Below are 18,918 nucleotides of genomic sequence, written 5' to 3'. Positions count from 1 at the left end.
CGATGGCTATTTCGTGAGCGGCCCGTTCTGACGGTGCCGCTTAGCGTTCAGCCTCGGCGTGTGCATCTTCCAGTGCGGTATCCATCCCATCCCGGAGCGCTTCCAGGATGGGGTGATACCACCAGCTCTCGTGTTGCACGCAATGCTTCAGCGCGCCTTCAATCACCGCGAGCGCACGGTCGCGTTGGCCGTTTGCGGATAGTGCTTTCGCAAACTCACCCAGCACCATCGGCAATAGAGCGAGATATCCGGTGTCCCGAAGTCTTCCGATCGCGGCTTCCATGTCCTGCAAATCGGCAGACGACAACGTGTACTCCATCGCTTTCGCGATCCATTCCAGCGCATCACAGCAGACCAGCCACGCGCGCAGGCCTGCGGTGCGGCATTGCCGTTGCAAGTCTTCGACGGCAAGCATCAGCGCGTCCGGCATGCGTTGAAGTATCGCGAGCGGAATGCTGGCCTCAATGAGAACGTAAGCCAGCGTGAGTTCATGGCCCGCCATTCGCGCGGCGTCTTCGGCCGCTTCGATCTGACGCAGACTGCCTTCGGCATCGCCGAGAAACCACTGGATGCGCGCGAGCGTTGCGTGGGTAGCAGCAATCATATCGGTCCGCACGCCCGTCGTGGACCAACGGACAACCTGCATATCGGGCGATGCCAATGCCGCACGAAGTTCATCGCGCGCCTCGGCGTGCCGACCCGCATAGTGCAGCGTAATGCCGATGATTCTTCGGCTAAGGGCTACCTGCAGCAGCGAGCCGAACTGCTTCGCGGCCGTCTGAAACCATTGCGCGTGAGCAAGTGCCTCAGCGGGTTCACCTGCGTATTGCTTCAGATTCCAAAGGCCCCAGATTGCACGTAACTGATGTCCACGGTCCTCCACCAGATCGGCGAGTCGGAGAGCTTCGCGCCATGCGATCTCGACCGATGGTTTTGGGCCTTCCGTATAGACCAGCGCAGACGCGTACGCCGATAGAAGGCGCAACCGCGTTTGCACAAGCCTGCCTTCATGTCCGGTACGAGCGAGCGCGTTCAGCGCGAGATCCGCCCAGTGCGCACATTCCTCATACAGCGGGAGCTCGTAGAGGATCGGCACGGCGGTCGTGGCGAGATCGACACCCAGTTCAGTGTTGGCAGCGCTGCTGAACGCCCAGCTCATGGCCGCCCGCATGTTGCCGATCTCCGCGCTGATCACATCGTGCGCGTCCTCGATCTTGATGTACTCGGATTTGTAAGGCCCTTTGTCGAAGAAGTCGCGGAAATAAACGGCATGCGTGTGAGATGCGGACGCCGTTTCACCATGTTGATCGAGCAGCGCGCGTGCGTAGGCTCGCGAACTTTCCAGCTGACGAAAACGCCGTGAGTTCTGAAGATCGACATAGAGCAACGATTTTGCCACCAGCCCTGCAAGTGCCTGCGCCGTCTCGGCTATCGATAGCCGATGACGCGCCATGACGGCAGAGATCGCCTCGAGGGAAAAACCGTCGACAAACACGCCAGCCTGCCGGAAAAGAATCTGCTCTGCTTCCGAAAGCAGACGGTAGCTCCATTCGAATACTGCCCGCAAGGTCTGGTGACGCGGAAGGACATCGCGTGAACCACCCGTCAAGATGGCAAAGCGATCGTCCAGATGGGCGCGAACCGTATCGAGACCGAGCGTCGCAGCACGCGCTGCTGCAAGTTCGATAGCGAGCGGAATACCGTCGAGTCGGCGACAGATTTCTCCAATGACCGCGAGACTCTGTGCATTCAACGCGAAACCTGCCGACAGGCGTCGCAATCTGTGCAGGAACAGTTGTACGGCGTCGCTTCGAAGCGCTTCTTCTTCATTCACCGACGGCGCGGGGCAAGCGAGGGTCGACACAGGATGTACCGTCTCGGCCGGGATGCGCAACGCTTCGCGGCTGGTTGCCAGTACGCGTACGCCGTCGTTTCCGGCTGTGATCGTTTGTGCAATACAGGCAGCCGTGTCGATCAGATGCTCGCAATTGTCGAGAATCACCAGGCATTGCGAGCTGCGCAGATTGCTGGCCAACTCTTCGATGGTCATCGCACTGCCCTTGACCACGTCGGCGAAGATAGACAGCACGGCCTCGCGCGCCTGCCGGTCATTCTGGATCGGCGCGAACGAAACATAGCGAATACAAAAGAACCGATCGCCAGTGTGGCGACAGAGTTCGATTGCGAGACTCGTCTTGCCGATACCGCCTGCGCCCGTCAAGGTGACCACCTGACCCGACTGGAACGAGCGCAATAGGCTGTCCACGGCGTTGCGCCGTCCGAAGAGCGTATCGAAGAACGGCAAGCCAAGCGAATACGCAGCGCTTTGGCGCGGCGCTTCGTCAGGCTGCGGCAGCAGCACATAGCCGCGGCCAGACACGGTTCGCAAAAGATCGCGCGATGCGCCGAGCGCCCGCCGCAATGCCACTATGTGGACGTGTAGATTGTTCTCTTCGACAATCGTATCTGGCCATGCGTGCGCGAGCAGTGCCTCCTTCGTTACGATGGAGCCACGTTCGGCAATCAGCGCCTCGAGGATGGAGAAAGCGCGGCTGCTAAGGGGATAGCGTGAGCCCGCCCGGCTAACGGTTCGGTCCTCGAGCGATACGCGCAGGCGCCCAACGCGTATCACGCAACGGCTCCCATCAACGAAAGCAAAGGTGTCAAGAGCCCGGCCAGTGGGAACAGGCCGGCATTCTGGTCAGAGTGGAATTCAGACATGAGTCCGCGGAGAATTGACGACGCAGCTATCGATGCGGTCTATCGTAGCAGGTCAATATTGTGAGGTTGTTGCAGGCCGGCAATCGCGATGTGCCGCAACTGCGGTTGACGAGCAGCGTGAATTACGTCGCTGGATCAGAACCTGCTGCCATTGGTCCGATCGGTTGATATGACCTGTGCGTGGTCAGGGTTGCTACGCAGCGACGTTGGTGCCTTGCTCAACAGAGGATGCTTCGATCATCGCGCCAGCATTCGAGCACAACTGGCTGGCGCGCAACGGGCGGAAGACCGGATCGCCTGTCGCGATGAGCATGCCCGTCAATGCGCACACGCCCGCTCTGCGCGCGAAGCCCTTTCGCCAGACCTGCTCGCTATAGTGACAGCCCACTGAACTGCTCCATCGCACGAGTGCGGTTTCCCTGGTGGGTCGCTCGAGGATCGTGACTTGCGCGTATCCGTGCAGCGCGCGGGGCGCGAGCGCAATCGCTTCTATACCCGTGTCGACAAAGACGGGACCCTGGAGGCCAGCCAGTATCTTTCGCCAGCGCTGTGTATCGGTGGCATCGTACGATTTGCGGGAGGATTTCATCAGTCGATAGCATGCAGGCGGGCATGCCCGTGTAATAACTGGTAAGTTCTGCGGCGTGTGGTGTAGACGGCTCGACCCGACAGTTCATGCCGTGCCGTCCACGCTGCCGCTATCAGTTTTTCAGAAAATCAAGCAGGTCGCGATTGACTTCATCTGCGTTGATGACGGCCATGCCGTGCGATCCACCCGGATAGATCTTCAGCTTCGCATTCGGCGCGATTTCGACCGAGCGGCGGGCCGACGCATCGATTGGAACGATCTGATCGTCATCGCCATGCAGGATCAGCAAGGGTACCGTGATCTTTTTCAGATCTTCCGTGTAGTCGACCTCGGAGAACTCGCGAATACAGTCAAACTGTCCCTTGATCGATCCCAGCATGCCTTGAGCCTGGAACGAATCGATCGTGCCTTGCGACACGTCGGCATTCGGACGGTTGAAGTTATAGAAGGGGACGGCCAGGTCCTTGTAGAACTGCGACCGGTTCTTGACGACACCTGCGCGAATCCCGTCAAAGACGTCCATGGGAAGGCCGCCCGGATTCGAATCTGTCTTTAGCATGATGGGCGGCACCGCGCCGATCAGCACTGCCTTCCTGACGCGTGCCGTGCCATGGCGGCCGATATAGTGCGCGACTTCGCCGCCACCCGTGGAATGGCCGACCAGCGTGGCATCTTTCAGGTCGAGGTGTTCGAGCAATGCGGCGAGATCGTCGGCATAGGTGTCCATGTCATTGCCGTCCCAGGGCTGGGCGGAACGGCCGTGACCGCGCCGGTCGTGCGCAATGACGCGATAGCCCTGCTGGCCAAGGAAGAGCATCTGGGCATCCCACGCATCGGCGCTAAGCGGCCAGCCGTGTGAGAAGACGACAGGGTCGCCGCTGCCCCAGTCCTTGTAATAGATATCGGTACCGTCGCTGGATTTGAAGTAACTCATAACAGCCTCCTGAAAGGGCTCTGCAACCTGAAACTGCGTCGGCGACGCACGCTTGGTCATACGCAGGGCACGATATGGGAGACCGTTACAAAAAGCCTTTTATATAAATTAAGTTTTATGAATACCGACCTGAACTGGATCATTCGAGCTGCGTAACCGTGCTCGCTCGTTCCTGACGAAGGAACCGGCGGATCGTGTTGGGTATCCGATACGTGATGGTCGCCCCGTCGGTTGCACGGAGAACGGCGCAACGCTCGACAAGTTCGGTGACGGCATCCAGTGCCTCTTGCGAAGAAAGGCCCACGCCTTCGGCGATGTCGCGCAATCCGGCAAGGTCCGCTTCCGATCCTGCGTCCATTAGCCCAGCCAGAACGGCGTGGCGCGTCGAGCCGAGATCGGCCCATGTCCACTTCAATGCCGCGTTAAGGGACGCGTGCCGGCTCTCCATCATGCGCCGCATGTGCTGGGATGGCAGGTCGATATCCCGGGCCAACAGATCACGCACCGTTTCAATACCGAGCAGCGATGTGTGGTGGGCCGCGAGTTCAATGGCGAGCGGCAGTCCATCCATCTCCTGCACGAGAGCCAGCGCGTTTTCGATGAACGTTGCCGAGACATCGATACCGGGACTCAGCATCTGAATCCGGGAGATGAACATCTCCAGCGCAGCGTTGGTCCCTTCGACGGCAGGAACCGTCAGCAGACACGGAACCTGCATCACTCTTTCCATCGACACCCTGAGCGGCATACGCGTTGTCAGCAGTACCACAATGCCCAACTGTTTCCTGAAGGCAGCGCTATCGCGCAACGACGCGATGACTGCTTCTGCGAGCCTGTCGCAGTTATCCAGCAACAACAAACCCCGCGGGCCGGGCGCTTGAGCGGAACTGCCTTGTGCCAGTGCGGCACCTAGCGCTTCGAGTGCAGTGCCGATGGAACGATATGCCTGCTGTTCGTCTGTTTGCGTTGCAAGCGACATATAGGCAGCGCAAATGCTTCTTTCCGCAGTGAGCATGCGGGCCACTTCAATTGCCAGACGCGACTTGCCGACCCCAGCGGGGCCCGTCAGCGTTATGACAGGCTCTCCCATGTCTATTCCCGCCCGCACATGCGCGACACACGTCTCCCGTCCGAAGAAATAGCCCTGAACGTGCGGTAGTGCGTAGTCGATCCGGCTTTGCGGAGCTTCAGGCGGAACATTCGATGTGGGTGCATGCGCAGTGGGCGCTGTCTGTGGTCGGCTCATCCTGTAACCCCGGCCCGACACGGTCTGGATCAGATGACGGTGTTCGCCTAGCAGGCGCCGCAGCGCGCTGATGTGCACCTGAATGTTGTTCTCTTCGACCACGATCGAAGGCCAGATCCTGCTGAGGATTTCACCCGTCGTAACGAGTGCACCGTCCGCTTCCAGCAGCAGTTTCAGCAGATCAAATGCGCGACCGCTCACACGCACCGCGACACCATTGCGCAAGACTTGCCTTGATTCGAGCCTTACCTCCAGATCGCCGATTTTCATGGGAGTCGAAGTCGTGGTGGAAATAGTCGTTGCGCAAAGCGGGCGCTTTCGCAGCTTCATTGACGGCAGCACGGGGCGAACGAATGTTTGAAGCTTCGCCTTCGGGCGTATTGAAACGATCTGGCTACACGTCGACGGAGAACAAGCAAGCCGACAGCTTCCCGCATTTGCAAACGCTAAGGGATCAGACCGTAGAGCGAATCGTTGCGTGAGGCTTGGTGAGCCGCATATCGCCTGTAAACAAGGACGAAAGGCACAATCCGTCGCGCCATTCGAAAGACCGTATTGGAACGATGACAAAACGAATGGCGGGGACATATTACCCGCCATTGACGCATTTTCATAATCATTAATGTTCCGTCAAGGAAATTCAGCTCGCTCTTCCGGAATACTTATAGCAGCGATGCAGGCGCTTTACGCGTGCATCCAATGCCACGCTTTAGGGCATTGACTGAATACCTGCGCGCTTAAGCGAAGGTCAGTCATACGCCGGTAACTCATCGATTATCCATCTGTGTGGAAAGTCATTTAACGATTGGCGTATTTTTCCCGTTCGAGCCTACGTTTATCGTTTGCCGCGTCTTTAACAGGACGTTCGCGCTACGCATGCGGAAGGCGGTGGAAGCTGGAACTACCACACTGCAGGAAAAATAACGCAATGAAAACCAACGCTCCCGATTTCGGCGCGTCTGAGCCGAACAAGGGCCGACGCTCGATGTTGCAAATGGCTTCCGCGCTTGCCGCGCTGCCGTTCATGAAGTCCGCTGAGGCTGCGAGCAACGCTTTGCTCACAGCGCCCGCACCGTTCACGTTGCCGGCCGCCACCGAGGCGGTGACGTCGTTTCGCGTCGCGATTGCGCAGAGCCAACTGGACGATCTGCATCGGCGGCTAGCGCTGGTGCGCTGGCCGGATCAGGAAACGGTAGCGGGATGGGTCCAAGGTGTCCCACTCGACTCCGCGCGAGAACTCATTCATTACTGGCAGACGAAATACGACTGGCGACGCTTCGAGCGGCAGATCAACCGGTATCCGCAATACCGTACTTCGGTGGACGGACTTGGCATTCACTTTCTCCACGTCCGGTCGAAGCATCCCGATGCCATGCCGATCATTTTGACCCACGGTTGGCCGGGTTCGGTCATCGAGTTTCTCGACATCATTGGACCGCTCACGGACCCAACGGCTTTCGGCGGCAACGCAGCCGACGCATTCGATGTCGTGATCCCTTCGTTACCGGGCTTCGGCTTTTCTGACCGCCCCGGTGAGAAAGGATGGGACGTCGTCAGGACCGCGAAGGCCTGGGCCACCCTGATGAACCGTCTTGGCTACAAGCGCTGGGTGGCGCAAGGTGGCGACTGGGGCACGGGCGTCACCCATGCGCTCGGTCATATTCGTCCTGATGGACTGATTGCCGCGCATGTGAACTGGCCGTTGGTCTTTCCCCAGACGATGCCCGCACATCTGACGCCAGAGCAACAGGCCGCAGTAGACGGTGCGGCGAAGTTCACGGGCGAGGGTGGCGGCTACTTCAAGGAACACGCGACGAAGCCGCAAACGATCGGTTATGCGCTCGCCGATTCGCCATCGGGCCAGGCCAACTGGATGTATGAGAAGTTCATCGGTTGGGCCGACAACGCCAATCTTCCCGACGGGCATCTCTCATTCGACAAGATCCTCGACAACATCACGCTCTACTGGCTCACCAATACGTCGGCGTCTTCTGCGAGGTTCTACTGGGAAGCGACGCAGGCGGGACTGTCGGGATTCAGTGGCGGCACGATTGAATTGCCGATGGCCGCGACCATTTTCCCGCATGAGATTTACCGTGCGCCCAGGGACTGGGCGCAAGCGGCATGGCCGAATCTCTTTTACTGGTCGGAAGTGAGCAAGGGTGGCCACTTCGCCGCCATGGAGCAACCGGCGCTGTTTGCGCAGGAGATGCGACTCGCCTTCCAGAAGATTAGAACGGAATAGCGCGCCGTCTGCACGTCCAACCGCGCCTCGTCGCCCATCGCGGTCGGTTACCTGACTCGCGATGGCGACGGCGCGCTGTCGTACGGCGTGAAGACTTCGATCACCCAGTCGACGAACACTTTCAGGCGGGCACTGTTGTATTTCGATTGAGCAAAGACGATGTGCATCGGGTGGACGGGACGCGTCCATTGCGGCAAGACTTGGACGAGATCGCCGTTTTTCACCCATGGCTGCGCCATGAACGCAAACGTCTGACCGACGCCCAGCCCACTCACGAGCGACGTCAGATGCGCCGTGCTTTCGTTGACGAAGACGCCTCGTGCGCCCTTTGGATCGATAGCGATTTTTTCCTCGCCCTGCTCGAACAGCAGCGCGAACACACGACCGGTCAACGATGAAAAATAGCCCGCCACATCATGACGCGCGAGCAGATCGTCGGGATGCGATGGCGTGCCGCGTTCGGCGAGGTAGGCGGACCCGGCATAAGTGCCCCATTCCAGCCCTGCCAGACGCCGGGCGACGAGCGAGGTGTCGGTCAGTTCTCCGCCGCGGATCACACAGTCCACGCCTTCACCGATCAGGTCGACTTGCCGGTCGCCCACGCCCACGTCGAGCTGGATTTCCGGGTAGCGCTTCCGGAACGCCGGCAGGTGCGGCAACAGGATCAGGTTGGCGAGCGACGAGCCGATGTCGACCCGGATCCGGCCGCGCGGATTACCGCGAGAGTCGGCGAACAGGCCATCCATCTCGTCGATATCGGCGAGCAGTTTTACCGCGTTCTGATAGTAGGTTTGCCCTTCTTCCGTGACGACCACGCGGCGCGTGGAGCGCTGAAAGAGCTTCACCCGCAGGTGGGATTCGAGCTCCTGAATGAGCTTCGAAACCGTCGCTCGCGGCACGTTCAGCGTGTCGGCGGCCTTGCCGAAGCCGCCCGACTCGGCAATACGAACGAACACACGCAACGCCTGTAGCTGATCCATCGGTTCTCCTTGTGTCGGCTAAGTCGTCAGTGTAGCGATTATCCATGCATGTGGAGAATCAATTCGTTGGAACGGTGTTTTTCTCGGTCTCATAGACATTTATCGTTACACCCATCAACACTCAACAACCCGGAGCAAATCATGAGCAAGAAACTCGAAGGTAAGGTCGCACTGGTAACCGGCGGCACGATCGGCATTGGCCTGGCAACTGCCAAGGATCTCGCTGCAGAAGGCGCGAAGGTGTACATCACGGGTCGCCGTCAGGCTGAACTGGATGCCGCTGTCGAAGCGATCGGTCACGGTGCGCGTGGCGTGCGGGGCGACGTCACATGCCTCGAAGATCTGGACGCGCTGTTCGAACAGATCCGCGCCGAGCAGGGCCGTCTGGATGTGGTGTTCACCAACGCTGGTGGCGGCTCGATGCTGCCGCTGGGCGCGATCACCGAACAGCACTTCGATGACACGTTCAACCGCAATGTGCGCGCTGTTGTCTTCACGGTGCAGAAGGCGTTGCCGTTGATGGGCAAGGGCGGTTCGCTGATCCTGAACGGCTCGATCGCGGGTTCGACGGGCACGCCGGCATTCAGCATCTACAGTGCGTCGAAAGCTGCCGTCCGTGCGCTCGCTCGCAGCTGGGTGCTGGACCTGAAGGATCGCGGTATCCGCGTGAACGTGGTGAGCCCGGGCACGACCCACACGACGGGTTTGGTCGAACTGGCCGGCGACTCGAAGGAAGCGCAGGACGGTCTGGTGGCCTACCTCGCGACGCTGGTGCCGATGGGCCGCCTTGCTGATCCGTCGGAGATCGCGAAGGTCGTCACGTTCCTCGCATCGGACGATTCGAGCTTCATCAACGGCGCAGAGATCACCGCCGACGGTGGTCAGGCGCAGGTCTGATCGACTGTCAATCACTGCAGTGGCAGCGGGTGATCCCGCTGCTACACGCGAAAGGCACTCATGCCTTTGCTACCTTTTTGTGGAGCATTACCATGGAAAATGCAGCATCCCTTCTTAACAAGTACATTCAATCCATTCGCGATCCGAAGGCGGCTGCGGCGCTCTTCGCAGACGACGGCATTCTTGAGCTTCCCTATCTATCGAGCCTTGGTCCGACGACAGGCGCGCAAGGACCTGAAGCTATCGAAAAGTTTATCGCCGGGCTGCTGAACAAGGTGCCGGATTTCAGGTTCAAGGACGCGCAGATCCTGATCGATACACCGGATCAGGTATTCGGCGAGTACTCGGTCGAAGCATTGGTGCCGTCTACGGGAAAGGTCTACAAGCAGATGTACGCAGGCCGTCTGGTCGCAGAGAACGGCAAGATCAAGCTGCTGCGTGAATCGCTTGATACGGTTGCGGCACAGAAAGCATTTAGTGCCGCGGGTTAATCAGGAAGCAGGCGTGCTCTCTGGTTTTTAGAAAAACCAGAGAGCAGCAGGCCGTTGACCATGAAGAATGTCGTGTGCGCCAGCGCAAAAAGCACGATGCCACTGAATGACAAGACGTGACTCCCCGCGAATCCTTGACCAATAAGCGGGAGGACCACACATGCATTGGCAAGCCAGACTGCGAGTGCGTAGGAAAAACTCTTCGTAATGGAATGCTTGCGCGGATCTCCAGCTATCAGGCCGTAGAAAATGGCCATCGCTATACCCACACAGAAATGAAACGCTAGCTGGAAAGGCCACGACGTTGCTAGACCTGCGTCAGGTATGTGCGTCCATGCTCTGAGCAGCGTCAGCAGTCCTCCATGAGCGGTCGCGATTCCCGCCTGATCCGCCGCCATAAGTAGTGCGGTATTTGCAAGTATTGCCAGCGTCCCGGAGGCCAGCGCCAACTTTATTTGTCCGCCAATGCGACAGGGCTTTGGATGCACGTCTTCTCCCGCTCAATGAAAATGTCCGGATGATTTGCACGTTGCGTGCATATCTCGAACACATCGCGAGCGGATTTATTCCATGCTGATGTTGCGGCTAGCCCGGCTGCGGGGCTTTGTCACCAACGGCGTAAGTCTGCAAGCGAAACAGTTCCGCTGGCGATGTCGTGAGAATCGTTTGCCTTGCAGTTTCGTCGGGAATCCACCGCCGCAGCGCGTTCGCAGCGGCATCGTAGGCGATCAGGTGGCGATGCTGCGTGTGTGGCCAGTCGCTGCCCCATACGAGGCGATGCGCACCGAATGCGTCCATCAACGCTGCGGCCAGTCCGATTCCGTTTTCCGTGCCGTTTGCCGCTACTACGCTTCGATAAGCGGCGGAGAGCTTTACCCAGACATCGCCGGACGGCGCCTTCGACAACAAATGGCGAAACCCCGGATCGTTTGCGCCCTGAGCGGCATCTGGGCGGCCAAAGTGATCGACTACGATCGTGCAGCGCTGCGCCAGCAATGCGTCGAGCACATACGGCAGATCGGCGGAATGGGTTTGAACTTCGACGTGCCAGCGTAGCGCGTTGAGCCGCGACAGCAACGTCGACCAGCGGCGCTCACGAAAATCGGGCAGCGGCAAACCGATCAGATTCAGGCGCGCACCGACCACATGCGCATCGTTCAGCGCCTCGAGTTCCACGTCGTCGACTTCGGGATTCACCACGGCCACGCCGCGAAACCGTGCCGGATAGCGCTTCGACACCGCCGCGAGAAATGCATTGTCGACACCAAGAAAACTCGGCTGCACCAGCACGCCTTGGGACAGCCCGTGGCCGACGAGGTGATCGATGTACTGGTCGAGCGTCGCATCGTAGTCGGGCGCGTGACGGCGCGACGCGCTGAGAGGCAAGCCCTGTACGAAGATGTGCGCGTGCGAATCGATGCCCGTCATGCGCAACGCGTCGGATTCGAGCCACGCTGCGCTCTTGTCGGAGAGGCCGATGAAAGGATCAACCGTGGTTCCTGGCAGAGTGAGTTCCATGCAATGTTTTGCCTGAGAGTCGACGATAGGAGGGCGGGCAGTCGCGAAAGAAGGGCGCTCAGTGATGGGACGCGGCGCGTGCATCGGCGAGCGGAGCGCCCTGGGCCGACGTGGCCATGCGACGCTCGCGTGTTTCGGGCAGCATCAACGCGGCGACGACAACGAGTCCATACGCGACGCCTGCATCGATGCCGAGTGCCGCGCCGAGCGACATCGAACTGCTCATATGGCCGATGAGCACCGGGAAACCGGCCGAGACAATGCGGCCGAAGTTGTAGCAGAAGCCGACACCCGTGCCACGCACGCCGTGCGGATACAGTTCGTTAAAGAGCGCCCCGAGCGTCGCCGGGATCCCAGCTGAGAACAGTCCGAGCGGGAAGCTCAGGATCAGCATCGCGGTGTCGCCGAGCGGCAGGAACGTGTAGAGGTTGACCATCACCGCGCAGCAGACCGCGAAAAGGATTACGTTCCAGCGACGCCCAATGCGGTCCTGCAACCAGGCGCTCACAAAGCACCCGACAATGAACGCGACGATGACGACGGCCAGGTAGCCCCCTGTGCCCATCACCGACAGATGGCGTTCAGTCTTGAGATAGGTTGGAAGCCATGTGGTGATCGCGTGATAGCCGCCGTGCGCACCCAGCCCGATCAAAGCGCCGACAAGCGTCGTCCGGATGACCGAGGGATCGAAGATGCCGGCGGCAATGCTGAAGATGCCGCGTGGGCGAGCTTCCTCGCGCACGGTCTGTGTGTCGCGTGCCGGCTCGACGATGTTCCGGCGCAAGTACAACACGAGGATGGCGGGCAACAGGCCGATCGCAAACAGCACGCGCCAGGCCCATTGCGGTGACGTGAACGAATAAACCAGCATATAAAGCAGCACTGCGCCGCCCCAGCCGAAGCCCCACGCACTCTGCACGATACCCATCGCCTTGCCGCGATGTTTCGGGTTCATCGTCTCACTAAGGAGTACCGCACCCGCCGTCCACTCGCCGCCGAAGCCGATGCCTTGCAGCGTTTTCAGCACCAGCAACTGGTCGAAGCTCTGCGCGAACGCGCTAAGAAAGGTGAATAGCGAAAACCAGATCACGGTGATCTGCAATGCGCGAACACGACCCACGCGATCAGCCAGGATGCCTGCGAGCAGGCCGCCCAGTGCACCCGCGACGAGTGTGGCGCCGCCGATCAGACCTGCTTGCCCCTTGCTGATACCCCACGCCGTCAGCAGCGACGGAATGACGAGCGAGAAGACCTGCGTGTCGACGCCATCGAGGGCCCAGCCCGCGAAGCAACTCCACAGCGTTTTCTTTTCGACGGACGTGATGTCCCGGTACCAGCGCATGGTTGTCTCCTTGTACGCGCCGCTGGGCGCGGCGGCCAATGGTCCAGGGGACGGCCGCGGTTAGTTGGTGGAGCTCATTCTAAAAAGGCTGAAGATACGTGCATACTATGAAAATGTTGTTTATTCATAATGCTTTGATATGGAATCCGTCCGCACACTCAAGTATTTCCTTGCCATCGTCGACGCAGGAAGTGTCACGGGCGCGGCCAGCCAGCTCGGCATGGCGCAGCCCGCACTCAGTCAGGCCATCACCCGGCTGGAGCAGGATCTTGGCGTGAAGCTACTGGCGAGGACACGCCGCGGCGCGGCACTGACCCCGGCAGGCGAGGCTATCGTCGAGGATATCCGGCTGAGCGTGTCGCGCATCGAGGCGGCCGAAAAGCGTGCGCGCGATATTGGCGCCCAGCGGGGCGGAAGGCTGACGATCGGTTTCGCGTCGGCGGCGCTTTTCGAGGTGATGCCCAGGGCGATCGCGGCGCTGCGCCGTGAGGTGCCCAACGTCGAACTGACGTTGCGCGAGATGAGCAACGCGGAGCAGGCCAGCGCGCTCGAATCAGGCGAGATCGACATCGGCCTGCTCCACACACCCGTAGCGGTGAGCGGGAGGATGCGCGAAAAGTTGATCGTGCGTGAACGGCTGCAGGCAGTCGTGCACGAGTCGCACCCGCTCGGCGCGGACGGCAAGCTTGGACTCGCGGAACTCGCACGCATCGGGCTCGTGTGGTTTCCGCAAGGCCAGTTGCCGGTGGTACGCGCGGGCATCCTCAGCGCGTTTCGCAAATTCGGCTGCGAAGCGAACATTGTGCAGGACGCGAATCGTTCACTGACGGTGCTCGCCTGCGTTGCGGCGGGCTGCGGCGCCTCGTTGCTGCCGCAATCGGTCAAGGCGCTGCAGTTCGCGGGCGTGCGCGTCTGCGAAGTCCGCGAAGGCGACGCACTGCCGTTCTTCGAACTCAGCGCGATCTGGCCACACCGGTCACGGCCTACGCTAGCTGATAAATTCGCGGCACTGCTGAGTTCGGGTTGAATAGATCTTATGACGCGGCGTCTGCATGAAGGCGAACGCGCTCGCCCGTCACCATTAAAGCGTAACGGGTTGTGGCGTGTATTCATACGTAACGTCCAGCGAATCGTTACGTAACGCGAGGACGCCTTTAGCTGAATTCCCAGCCGCAAAGCGCTGCGAGACACGGCGCCGCATACGGCTTTCTCCTTTGCCGATTGAACCTTGCAATAAACACTGAACCTGGCACGACATGTGCATATTCCGGCGCGGCTTAAAAAAATCATTTGATGACTTGCCGAAAATAATGTGCAAACCGTAATTGCTTTGGTTCTGAGTTGAAGAAGTTCTTCCGGGGATCTAAAGAACTTCATTCACGTGTCCTGTGCGTCCCATATGGCGACGCAAATGGCGAATGACACATTGTTCGTGTCATTGGCCTGGCTCAGGTCGCCTATCCCCAGTTGTGTCAGCTGTCATGGCGCGTTGATGTCGCCTGCTCAAAAAGCAGGCGCGTGAGTGCTGCGCGCAGATTCTTCGTAGCGAAACGGTGACTGGTTCGAAAAAACAGGTGCGGCTCACGAGATAAGCACTCGGCCGTTCGAGATCAACGAAACGCGCGCACGCGCACGACATCCGACTACATATGCGAGGACAGTTGCAAGCACAACGACGCGCCGTATTGCCGACGGCCATCGCCATCGGCGCATTTCTTTTATTTTCGACCTGTGCCAGCGCGAGCGAGCCTGAGTTGAATGCACTGGGCCAAAGTGGCGGACTGGTTATTCCTTATGGTTTCGTTTTGCCAGAAGGCGTACTCCAGGCGCAGTACGGCAACTACATCGACCCGCGCTACGGCAAGAAGGCGACCAGTTCGGATATCTACTGGGGAGCCGTGGGGCTGCTCCCTTATGTCGAAGTCTCGGGCGGGCTTGTCAATTACCCAGGCAACGTGACCGCGCCGTTCTCGGGCGCGGACCATATGGTCCTGCGCCACCTGATGGCAAACGTCAAAGTCGAAGTACCCCGTTTTTTCAAATATCAGCCTTCGATCGCATTTGGCGTGAGTGACGTTGGTGGTCAGACGCATTACTTTCGTTCGAAATACGGCGTGGTTTCGCAGTCGCTTGGTCCCGCGACGTTGACGCTGGGATATGGAACGGGCGACCGGTTGGATGGCGTGTTTGGCGGTGCGTCGGTGGCGCTGTGGAATACCGGCATTTCGCTGATCGCCGAAGACGATTCGAAAACGCCATATGCCGGTGTGCGATACGCATCGCCTGCAATCCGATGGCTCGCCGACGCGAGTGTCGTCGGAACAGTGATGCGGTCGGTGCGTAGCACAAATGGGGTTGCGCCACGTACATCGGTGTCGGTGGCGATCAGCATTCCGCTTGGCAAGCGCTTCGACGCGCAGCGGTGCGGAACAGGGCTGTGCGAGAACGCCAGCCCCGCACAGCCGTTGGACTCGGCGGCGTCAATACCTGACGCGCACGCGGATACGCCAGCGCCATTGACGCTGCAATCGCCACTATCGCCACTCGCGATGCCGGCCTCGTACGCCACGCCAGCAGACGCGCCCGCAAACTCGCGGGCGGAAATGCGAAAAGCAGTGGCTCAGGATAGCGGCGCTGCGCTCGATCTCATCGCTGAGCAGTTGTTCGCCGCCGGTCTGGAACGCGTGCGTGTCGGTATCGACGGGGACGCGCTGGTAGTCGAGTACGAGAACCATCGCTATAACCAGAATGAAGCGGATGCACTGGGGATCGTGCTCGGCGTCGCCAGCATCGAGGCACCCGATGGCATCAGGCGTGTTCACGCAATCATCAAAAAGGCGAATGAGCCGCTCGCCGACGTCTCGGTCGAACGTGATGCCTACGCCCAGTTCGTGCGTGGCGGATCGCCCCAGGTGGCGAGCGCGACGCTTGCCATGAGCACGCAGCCCGACTCGACGTCGCACACAGTGGATTGGCACGGCGACGCAAGCAGGCATGGCCTGACGCGAATCCAGATCGAACCGATTACGAGTTACCTGTACGGGACCGAGTACGGAAACTTCGATTTCTCGCTTGGCGCGAATATCGAAGGGTTCGTGCCGTTGTGGCGCGGCGCCGAACTCTATGGCAGCTATATCGCGCCGCTGTACAACACGCGCAACATGAATGACGGCCGCGTCTACAGTCAGTACCGGCTGCGTGGCGGACTCAATGCGGCGGCCCTTGCGCAGAGCTTCTGGTTGTTACCGCAAGTATTCAACGTAGCGGCCGTTGGGCGTTTCGACTATCAGTACCTTGGCGTACAGAACGAGACTACGGTTTTCGTGCCGGGGCGCCCCGATCTGGTCCGTCTGCGCCTGGCCTATCTGCATCACGAGCCAGGACATGACGAACTGCCGAGTGAAAAGAATGCGGTGCTGACCTATCGATGGGTACAGCCTGCGTGGAAGCTCTGGATCGAAGCGGGTGTTGCACGCTATGTAGGGGGTGACAAAGGCCCGTTGATCACACTGACGCGCTGGTTCGACGATGTGTCAGTGAGTGTGCATGGCGAGCACAGCGGACAGGGTAGTTTTGTCGGCGCAGCGATCAGCTTCCCGCTCACGCCGCGCCAGGGGATGAAGCCTGGTGTGACGCAGGTGTATGGATCGGAGCAGTTCGCGCTCGATTTCCGTTCACGTGTCGGTTCGACCAATTATCTCGCCGGCAATGCTGCCGAGAACATGTCGTTTCCGTACAGCACCCAACAATATCTGTTGAATCAGGGGCGCTTTAGCGAGCAGTACTTTGGCACGCAGCTTTACCGGATGCGCGACGCGTATCTGCGCTATGTGCCGTCGTCGAAAGACGATGAGAAGGGCGAACAGGCGTCTATTCCCGCTGACGATCCACCGCTTGCCGCTGCCGATACCACCTCCCTCGTCACACTGTGTGCGCGAAATTCGCTCAGCGACACGCAAGCGCTGACGACGTCGTTTTCTATTGCCTGTCAGTCACTCACTTCTGGAGATAATCAATGACGCAGTTCAACCTCAAGGCGTCGCGCAGCTTGCGGATCAGCATTGCCGCGCTTGCCAGCAGCACGTTATTCGCTTGCGGCGGTGGGGGCTCATCACCCAGTGCGACGATCAAGGGAACGGCTGCCGTCGGTGCTGCGTTGTCGAATGCGAGCATTACGCTGTCATGTAAGAACGGCAGTGGCAGCGCGACCGCGAATTCGAATGGCGCGTATACCGCGAGTTTTAACTTCGACGGGCCATGTACGATCAAGGCTTCGAACGGCGCTGTGACGATCAATTCATTCGCGTCCGGTAGCGGTACTTTCAATGTGACGCCACTCACGCAGTTGCTGTTGAGTTACCTTGCCGGTGAACTCGGTACGACTGTCGACGGGCTCCTTGCTGGCATATCCAGCAACGCGTCGTATCAGAGTGCGTTGACCAATAGCACGTTGATCGCAAACGCGCAGAACAGTGTCGCGCAACTGCTCGACACGCTTTACGGCGTGAAGTTGTCCAGCAATTCGTTCCTGACGGTATCGTTCACGCCGGGACAGGCGGGAGCGGATTCCGATCTCGATACACTCGCCGCAGCCGGCGCGATTGGCAGCGACGGCCAGCCCGCTCCTACGCTGGTCGCGGCGGCACATGCAGCGGGGCAAAGCGCGGCGTCGGGATCGCCCGGCGGATCAGGCGGCGCGACGGGCGGCACGGGCGGTAGTACATCGACCACGAAATAACGCGGGTATCGCGCGATTCACCGAACCAGGCAAGGTGAATCGCGCAGATATTCCATCCGCTCGAGTTCGAGAACTGCGGGAAGCACTAGGCAATCTGTTTGTCCCGCATGAATATCTGTTGCGCGTACCTGTCGCGCAGGCAAACAGACATATGGCAACCGATCAATGCCCAGAAATACCAGTTGAAGCTGAGATAGTAGATCGTGTTGTCGGAATAGCTTTCCAGCAGATAGGCCGCTATCAGGGCGATCGCAATCGCGCCACGCTTCCGGTTGTGGTCTATTTTGCGAATCGCGATGATCATTGCCGCGAAGGTTGCAACATATAGCGCAAGGCCAACCGCACCCATTTCATAGATGGTCTGTATATAAGCACTATGCGCGTCGGCGGTGGCTTCCAGTGGGAAGAAGAACTGCGAGTTGTTTCTGAACGACCCCAGACCTTTGCCGACGACACGCGCATCATTCGAATCAATCAGTGCGTATTGCCACAGAAGCTGGCGCCATGACAATGAGTCGAGCTGTACGCCGTTCTTGATGTCTTGTGCGGAACCGTTCGATCCCAGATCGCTTAACCTGTCCGACACGGCAGGAACCAGCAGCAGCGGCGGAATCAGAACCAGTCCGATCAGCAGCTTTCTGTTGGCAAGGCACGCATACAGTGCAAATCCCACTACTGCCGCGATCCATGCACTGCGCGTCTGGGTGAGCAGCAGGAAGACGAGGAGTAGTGCGAGATACGCATACCGGCCCAACCTGGCGGGGAATGCCCTTGGCATCATTCCGAGATGTCGAACATAAAAAATGCAAGTCAGCACCAGAACCAGATAGAAAGCGAGAATATTCGGATGCTCGAAAGTGGATTGAAGCCGCCCGCTGAAGCCGTTGATCATCGCGTACTGAATGATGCCGAATACAGCAACGGGAATCGATGAATAGAGGATGCACTTCAACAGTGTTTCAGCCTGCCTGCGAGATCCGGTGACATTCAGGGCGATGGTAAAGACCATGAAGGTCGACAAAAGGCCCAGAAAAAGGCGAAATCCTTCGAAAGGATCCGGCGAGCGCGCCAATGAATAGAGTGCATAGACGAGATAGGTCAACCAGACGATCAGGGGTGTGCGCAAAACCCGGATACCGCGCTGGATAACAATGGCCACCCCCATCAGGATGATCAGTGCATTCATGACCGCGCCTGGTGACATGCCATTTCCATCA

General features: G+C 59.4%; 16 protein-coding genes. 6 read left to right on the top strand and 10 right to left on the bottom strand.

Going from position 1 to position 18,918, the window contains the following annotated elements; genetic code table 11:
• Positions 1–40: 40 nt before the first annotated feature.
• The 4 genes from DK391_RS10035 to DK391_RS10020 all read right to left on the bottom strand — a co-directional run bounded on the left by DK391_RS10035 (position 41) and on the right by DK391_RS10020 (position 6,078).
• Positions 41–2,632, bottom strand: a complete 2,592-nt coding sequence (locus tag DK391_RS10035; protein ID WP_109477858.1) for a winged helix-turn-helix domain-containing protein — start codon at positions 2,630–2,632, stop codon at positions 41–43.
• A gap of 282 nt (positions 2,633–2,914) precedes the next feature.
• The gene (locus DK391_RS10030; RefSeq protein WP_109477857.1) at positions 2,915–3,310 is read right to left on the bottom strand and encodes a DUF3331 domain-containing protein; all 396 of its coding nucleotides are present in this window, start codon (positions 3,308–3,310) and stop codon (positions 2,915–2,917) included.
• 112 nt (positions 3,311–3,422) lie between these two features.
• A complete protein-coding gene (locus DK391_RS10025; protein WP_109477856.1) occupies positions 3,423–4,244 on the bottom strand; it encodes an alpha/beta hydrolase in 822 nt (273 codons plus the stop codon).
• 139 nt (positions 4,245–4,383) lie between these two features.
• Entirely contained in the window at positions 4,384–6,078 is a 1,695-nt protein-coding gene (locus tag DK391_RS10020) for a winged helix-turn-helix domain-containing protein (protein WP_162600772.1), read from the bottom strand.
• 340 nt (positions 6,079–6,418) lie between these two features.
• On the opposite strand from DK391_RS10020, the gene DK391_RS10015 reads away from it, so the two are divergent.
• On the top strand, positions 6,419–7,735 hold the full coding sequence (locus DK391_RS10015) for an epoxide hydrolase family protein (protein WP_239482781.1): 1,317 nt from the start codon (positions 6,419–6,421) through the stop codon (positions 7,733–7,735).
• Between the two features lie 47 nt (positions 7,736–7,782).
• Here the strand turns inward: DK391_RS10015 and DK391_RS10010 are convergent, their stop codons facing one another.
• Positions 7,783–8,715, bottom strand: a complete 933-nt coding sequence (locus tag DK391_RS10010) for a LysR family transcriptional regulator (protein ID WP_109477854.1) — start codon at positions 8,713–8,715, stop codon at positions 7,783–7,785.
• A 141-nt stretch (positions 8,716–8,856) separates the two neighbouring features.
• Between DK391_RS10010 and DK391_RS10005 the strand changes: the two genes are divergently transcribed.
• Together DK391_RS10005 and DK391_RS10000 are read left to right on the top strand one after the other, a co-directional pair.
• Positions 8,857–9,612, top strand: coding sequence for an SDR family oxidoreductase (locus tag DK391_RS10005; RefSeq protein WP_109477853.1), 756 nt, complete (start codon positions 8,857–8,859; stop codon positions 9,610–9,612).
• A 92-nt stretch (positions 9,613–9,704) separates the two neighbouring features.
• Complete coding sequence (locus DK391_RS10000; protein WP_109477852.1) at positions 9,705–10,103, top strand: nuclear transport factor 2 family protein; 399 nt, start codon at positions 9,705–9,707, stop codon at positions 10,101–10,103.
• On the opposite strand, the gene DK391_RS09995 is transcribed toward DK391_RS10000, so the two are convergent.
• From DK391_RS09995 to DK391_RS09985, 3 genes are all read right to left on the bottom strand, one after another.
• The gene (locus DK391_RS09995; protein WP_162600771.1) at positions 10,100–10,591 is read right to left on the bottom strand and encodes a hypothetical protein; all 492 of its coding nucleotides are present in this window, start codon (positions 10,589–10,591) and stop codon (positions 10,100–10,102) included. The genes DK391_RS10000 and DK391_RS09995 overlap by 4 nt on opposite strands.
• Positions 10,592–10,688: 97 nt before the next feature.
• On the bottom strand, positions 10,689–11,621 hold the full coding sequence (locus DK391_RS09990; RefSeq protein ID WP_109477850.1) for an amidohydrolase family protein: 933 nt from the start codon (positions 11,619–11,621) through the stop codon (positions 10,689–10,691).
• 58 nt (positions 11,622–11,679) lie between these two features.
• The gene (locus DK391_RS09985; RefSeq protein WP_109477849.1) at positions 11,680–12,963 is read right to left on the bottom strand and encodes an MFS transporter; all 1,284 of its coding nucleotides are present in this window, start codon (positions 12,961–12,963) and stop codon (positions 11,680–11,682) included.
• Between the two features lie 139 nt (positions 12,964–13,102).
• Between DK391_RS09985 and DK391_RS09980 the strand changes: the two genes are divergently transcribed.
• Together DK391_RS09980 and DK391_RS09975 are read left to right on the top strand one after the other, a co-directional pair.
• Positions 13,103–13,990 carry a LysR family transcriptional regulator gene (locus DK391_RS09980; RefSeq protein WP_109477848.1) on the top strand — a complete coding sequence of 296 codons (888 nt, stop codon included), beginning with the start codon at positions 13,103–13,105 and terminating at the stop codon, positions 13,988–13,990.
• Positions 13,991–14,612: 622 nt separating this feature from the next.
• On the top strand, positions 14,613–16,982 hold the full coding sequence (locus tag DK391_RS09975; protein ID WP_109477847.1) for a YjbH domain-containing protein: 2,370 nt from the start codon (positions 14,613–14,615) through the stop codon (positions 16,980–16,982).
• Here DK391_RS09975 and DK391_RS45700 read toward each other — a convergent pair.
• Positions 16,960–17,289, bottom strand: a complete 330-nt coding sequence (locus tag DK391_RS45700) for a hypothetical protein (protein ID WP_343225414.1) — start codon at positions 17,287–17,289, stop codon at positions 16,960–16,962. The two genes, DK391_RS09975 and DK391_RS45700, sit on opposite strands and share 23 nt — an antisense overlap.
• Position 17,290: 1 nt before the next feature.
• On the opposite strand from DK391_RS45700, the gene DK391_RS45695 reads away from it, so the two are divergent.
• Positions 17,291–17,701, top strand: a complete 411-nt coding sequence (locus tag DK391_RS45695; RefSeq protein WP_343225413.1) for a hypothetical protein — start codon at positions 17,291–17,293, stop codon at positions 17,699–17,701.
• Between the two features lie 85 nt (positions 17,702–17,786).
• On the opposite strand, the gene DK391_RS09965 is transcribed toward DK391_RS45695, so the two are convergent.
• Positions 17,787–18,887 carry an O-antigen ligase family protein gene (locus tag DK391_RS09965; protein WP_162600770.1) on the bottom strand — a complete coding sequence of 367 codons (1,101 nt, stop codon included), beginning with the start codon at positions 18,885–18,887 and terminating at the stop codon, positions 17,787–17,789.
• Positions 18,888–18,918 lie beyond the last annotated feature (31 nt).

It is taken from the genome of Paraburkholderia sp. C35, from assembly GCF_003121405.1.
GTDB lineage: Bacteria > Pseudomonadota > Gammaproteobacteria > Burkholderiales > Burkholderiaceae > Paraburkholderia.
Note: the sequence above shows the minus strand (reverse complement) of the source record. Positions and strands in the feature narration are given on the sequence as shown.

Excerpts from the sequence above, each read along its gene's own strand:
- DK391_RS10005 (WP_109477853.1), top strand. The coding sequence starts at position 8,857 with ATGAGCAAGAAACTCGAAGGTAAGGTCGCACTGGTAACCGGCGGCACG.
- DK391_RS09965 (WP_162600770.1), bottom strand. The coding sequence starts at position 18,887 with ATGAATGCACTGATCATCCTGATGGGGGTGGCCATTGTTATCCAGCGC.
- DK391_RS09980 (WP_109477848.1), top strand. The coding sequence starts at position 13,103 with ATGGAATCCGTCCGCACACTCAAGTATTTCCTTGCCATCGTCGACGCA.
- DK391_RS10020 (WP_162600772.1), bottom strand. The coding sequence starts at position 6,078 with ATGTCCCCGCCATTCGTTTTGTCATCGTTCCAATACGGTCTTTCGAAT.
- DK391_RS10030 (WP_109477857.1), bottom strand. The coding sequence starts at position 3,310 with ATGAAATCCTCCCGCAAATCGTACGATGCCACCGATACACAGCGCTGG.
- DK391_RS10010 (WP_109477854.1), bottom strand. The coding sequence starts at position 8,715 with ATGGATCAGCTACAGGCGTTGCGTGTGTTCGTTCGTATTGCCGAGTCG.
- DK391_RS09990 (WP_109477850.1), bottom strand. The coding sequence starts at position 11,621 with ATGGAACTCACTCTGCCAGGAACCACGGTTGATCCTTTCATCGGCCTC.
- DK391_RS10015 (WP_239482781.1), top strand. The coding sequence starts at position 6,419 with ATGAAAACCAACGCTCCCGATTTCGGCGCGTCTGAGCCGAACAAGGGC.
- DK391_RS10000 (WP_109477852.1), top strand. The coding sequence starts at position 9,705 with ATGGAAAATGCAGCATCCCTTCTTAACAAGTACATTCAATCCATTCGC.
- DK391_RS10025 (WP_109477856.1), bottom strand. The coding sequence starts at position 4,244 with ATGAGTTACTTCAAATCCAGCGACGGTACCGATATCTATTACAAGGAC.
- DK391_RS09985 (WP_109477849.1), bottom strand. The coding sequence starts at position 12,963 with ATGCGCTGGTACCGGGACATCACGTCCGTCGAAAAGAAAACGCTGTGG.
- DK391_RS09975 (WP_109477847.1), top strand. The coding sequence starts at position 14,613 with ATGCGAGGACAGTTGCAAGCACAACGACGCGCCGTATTGCCGACGGCC.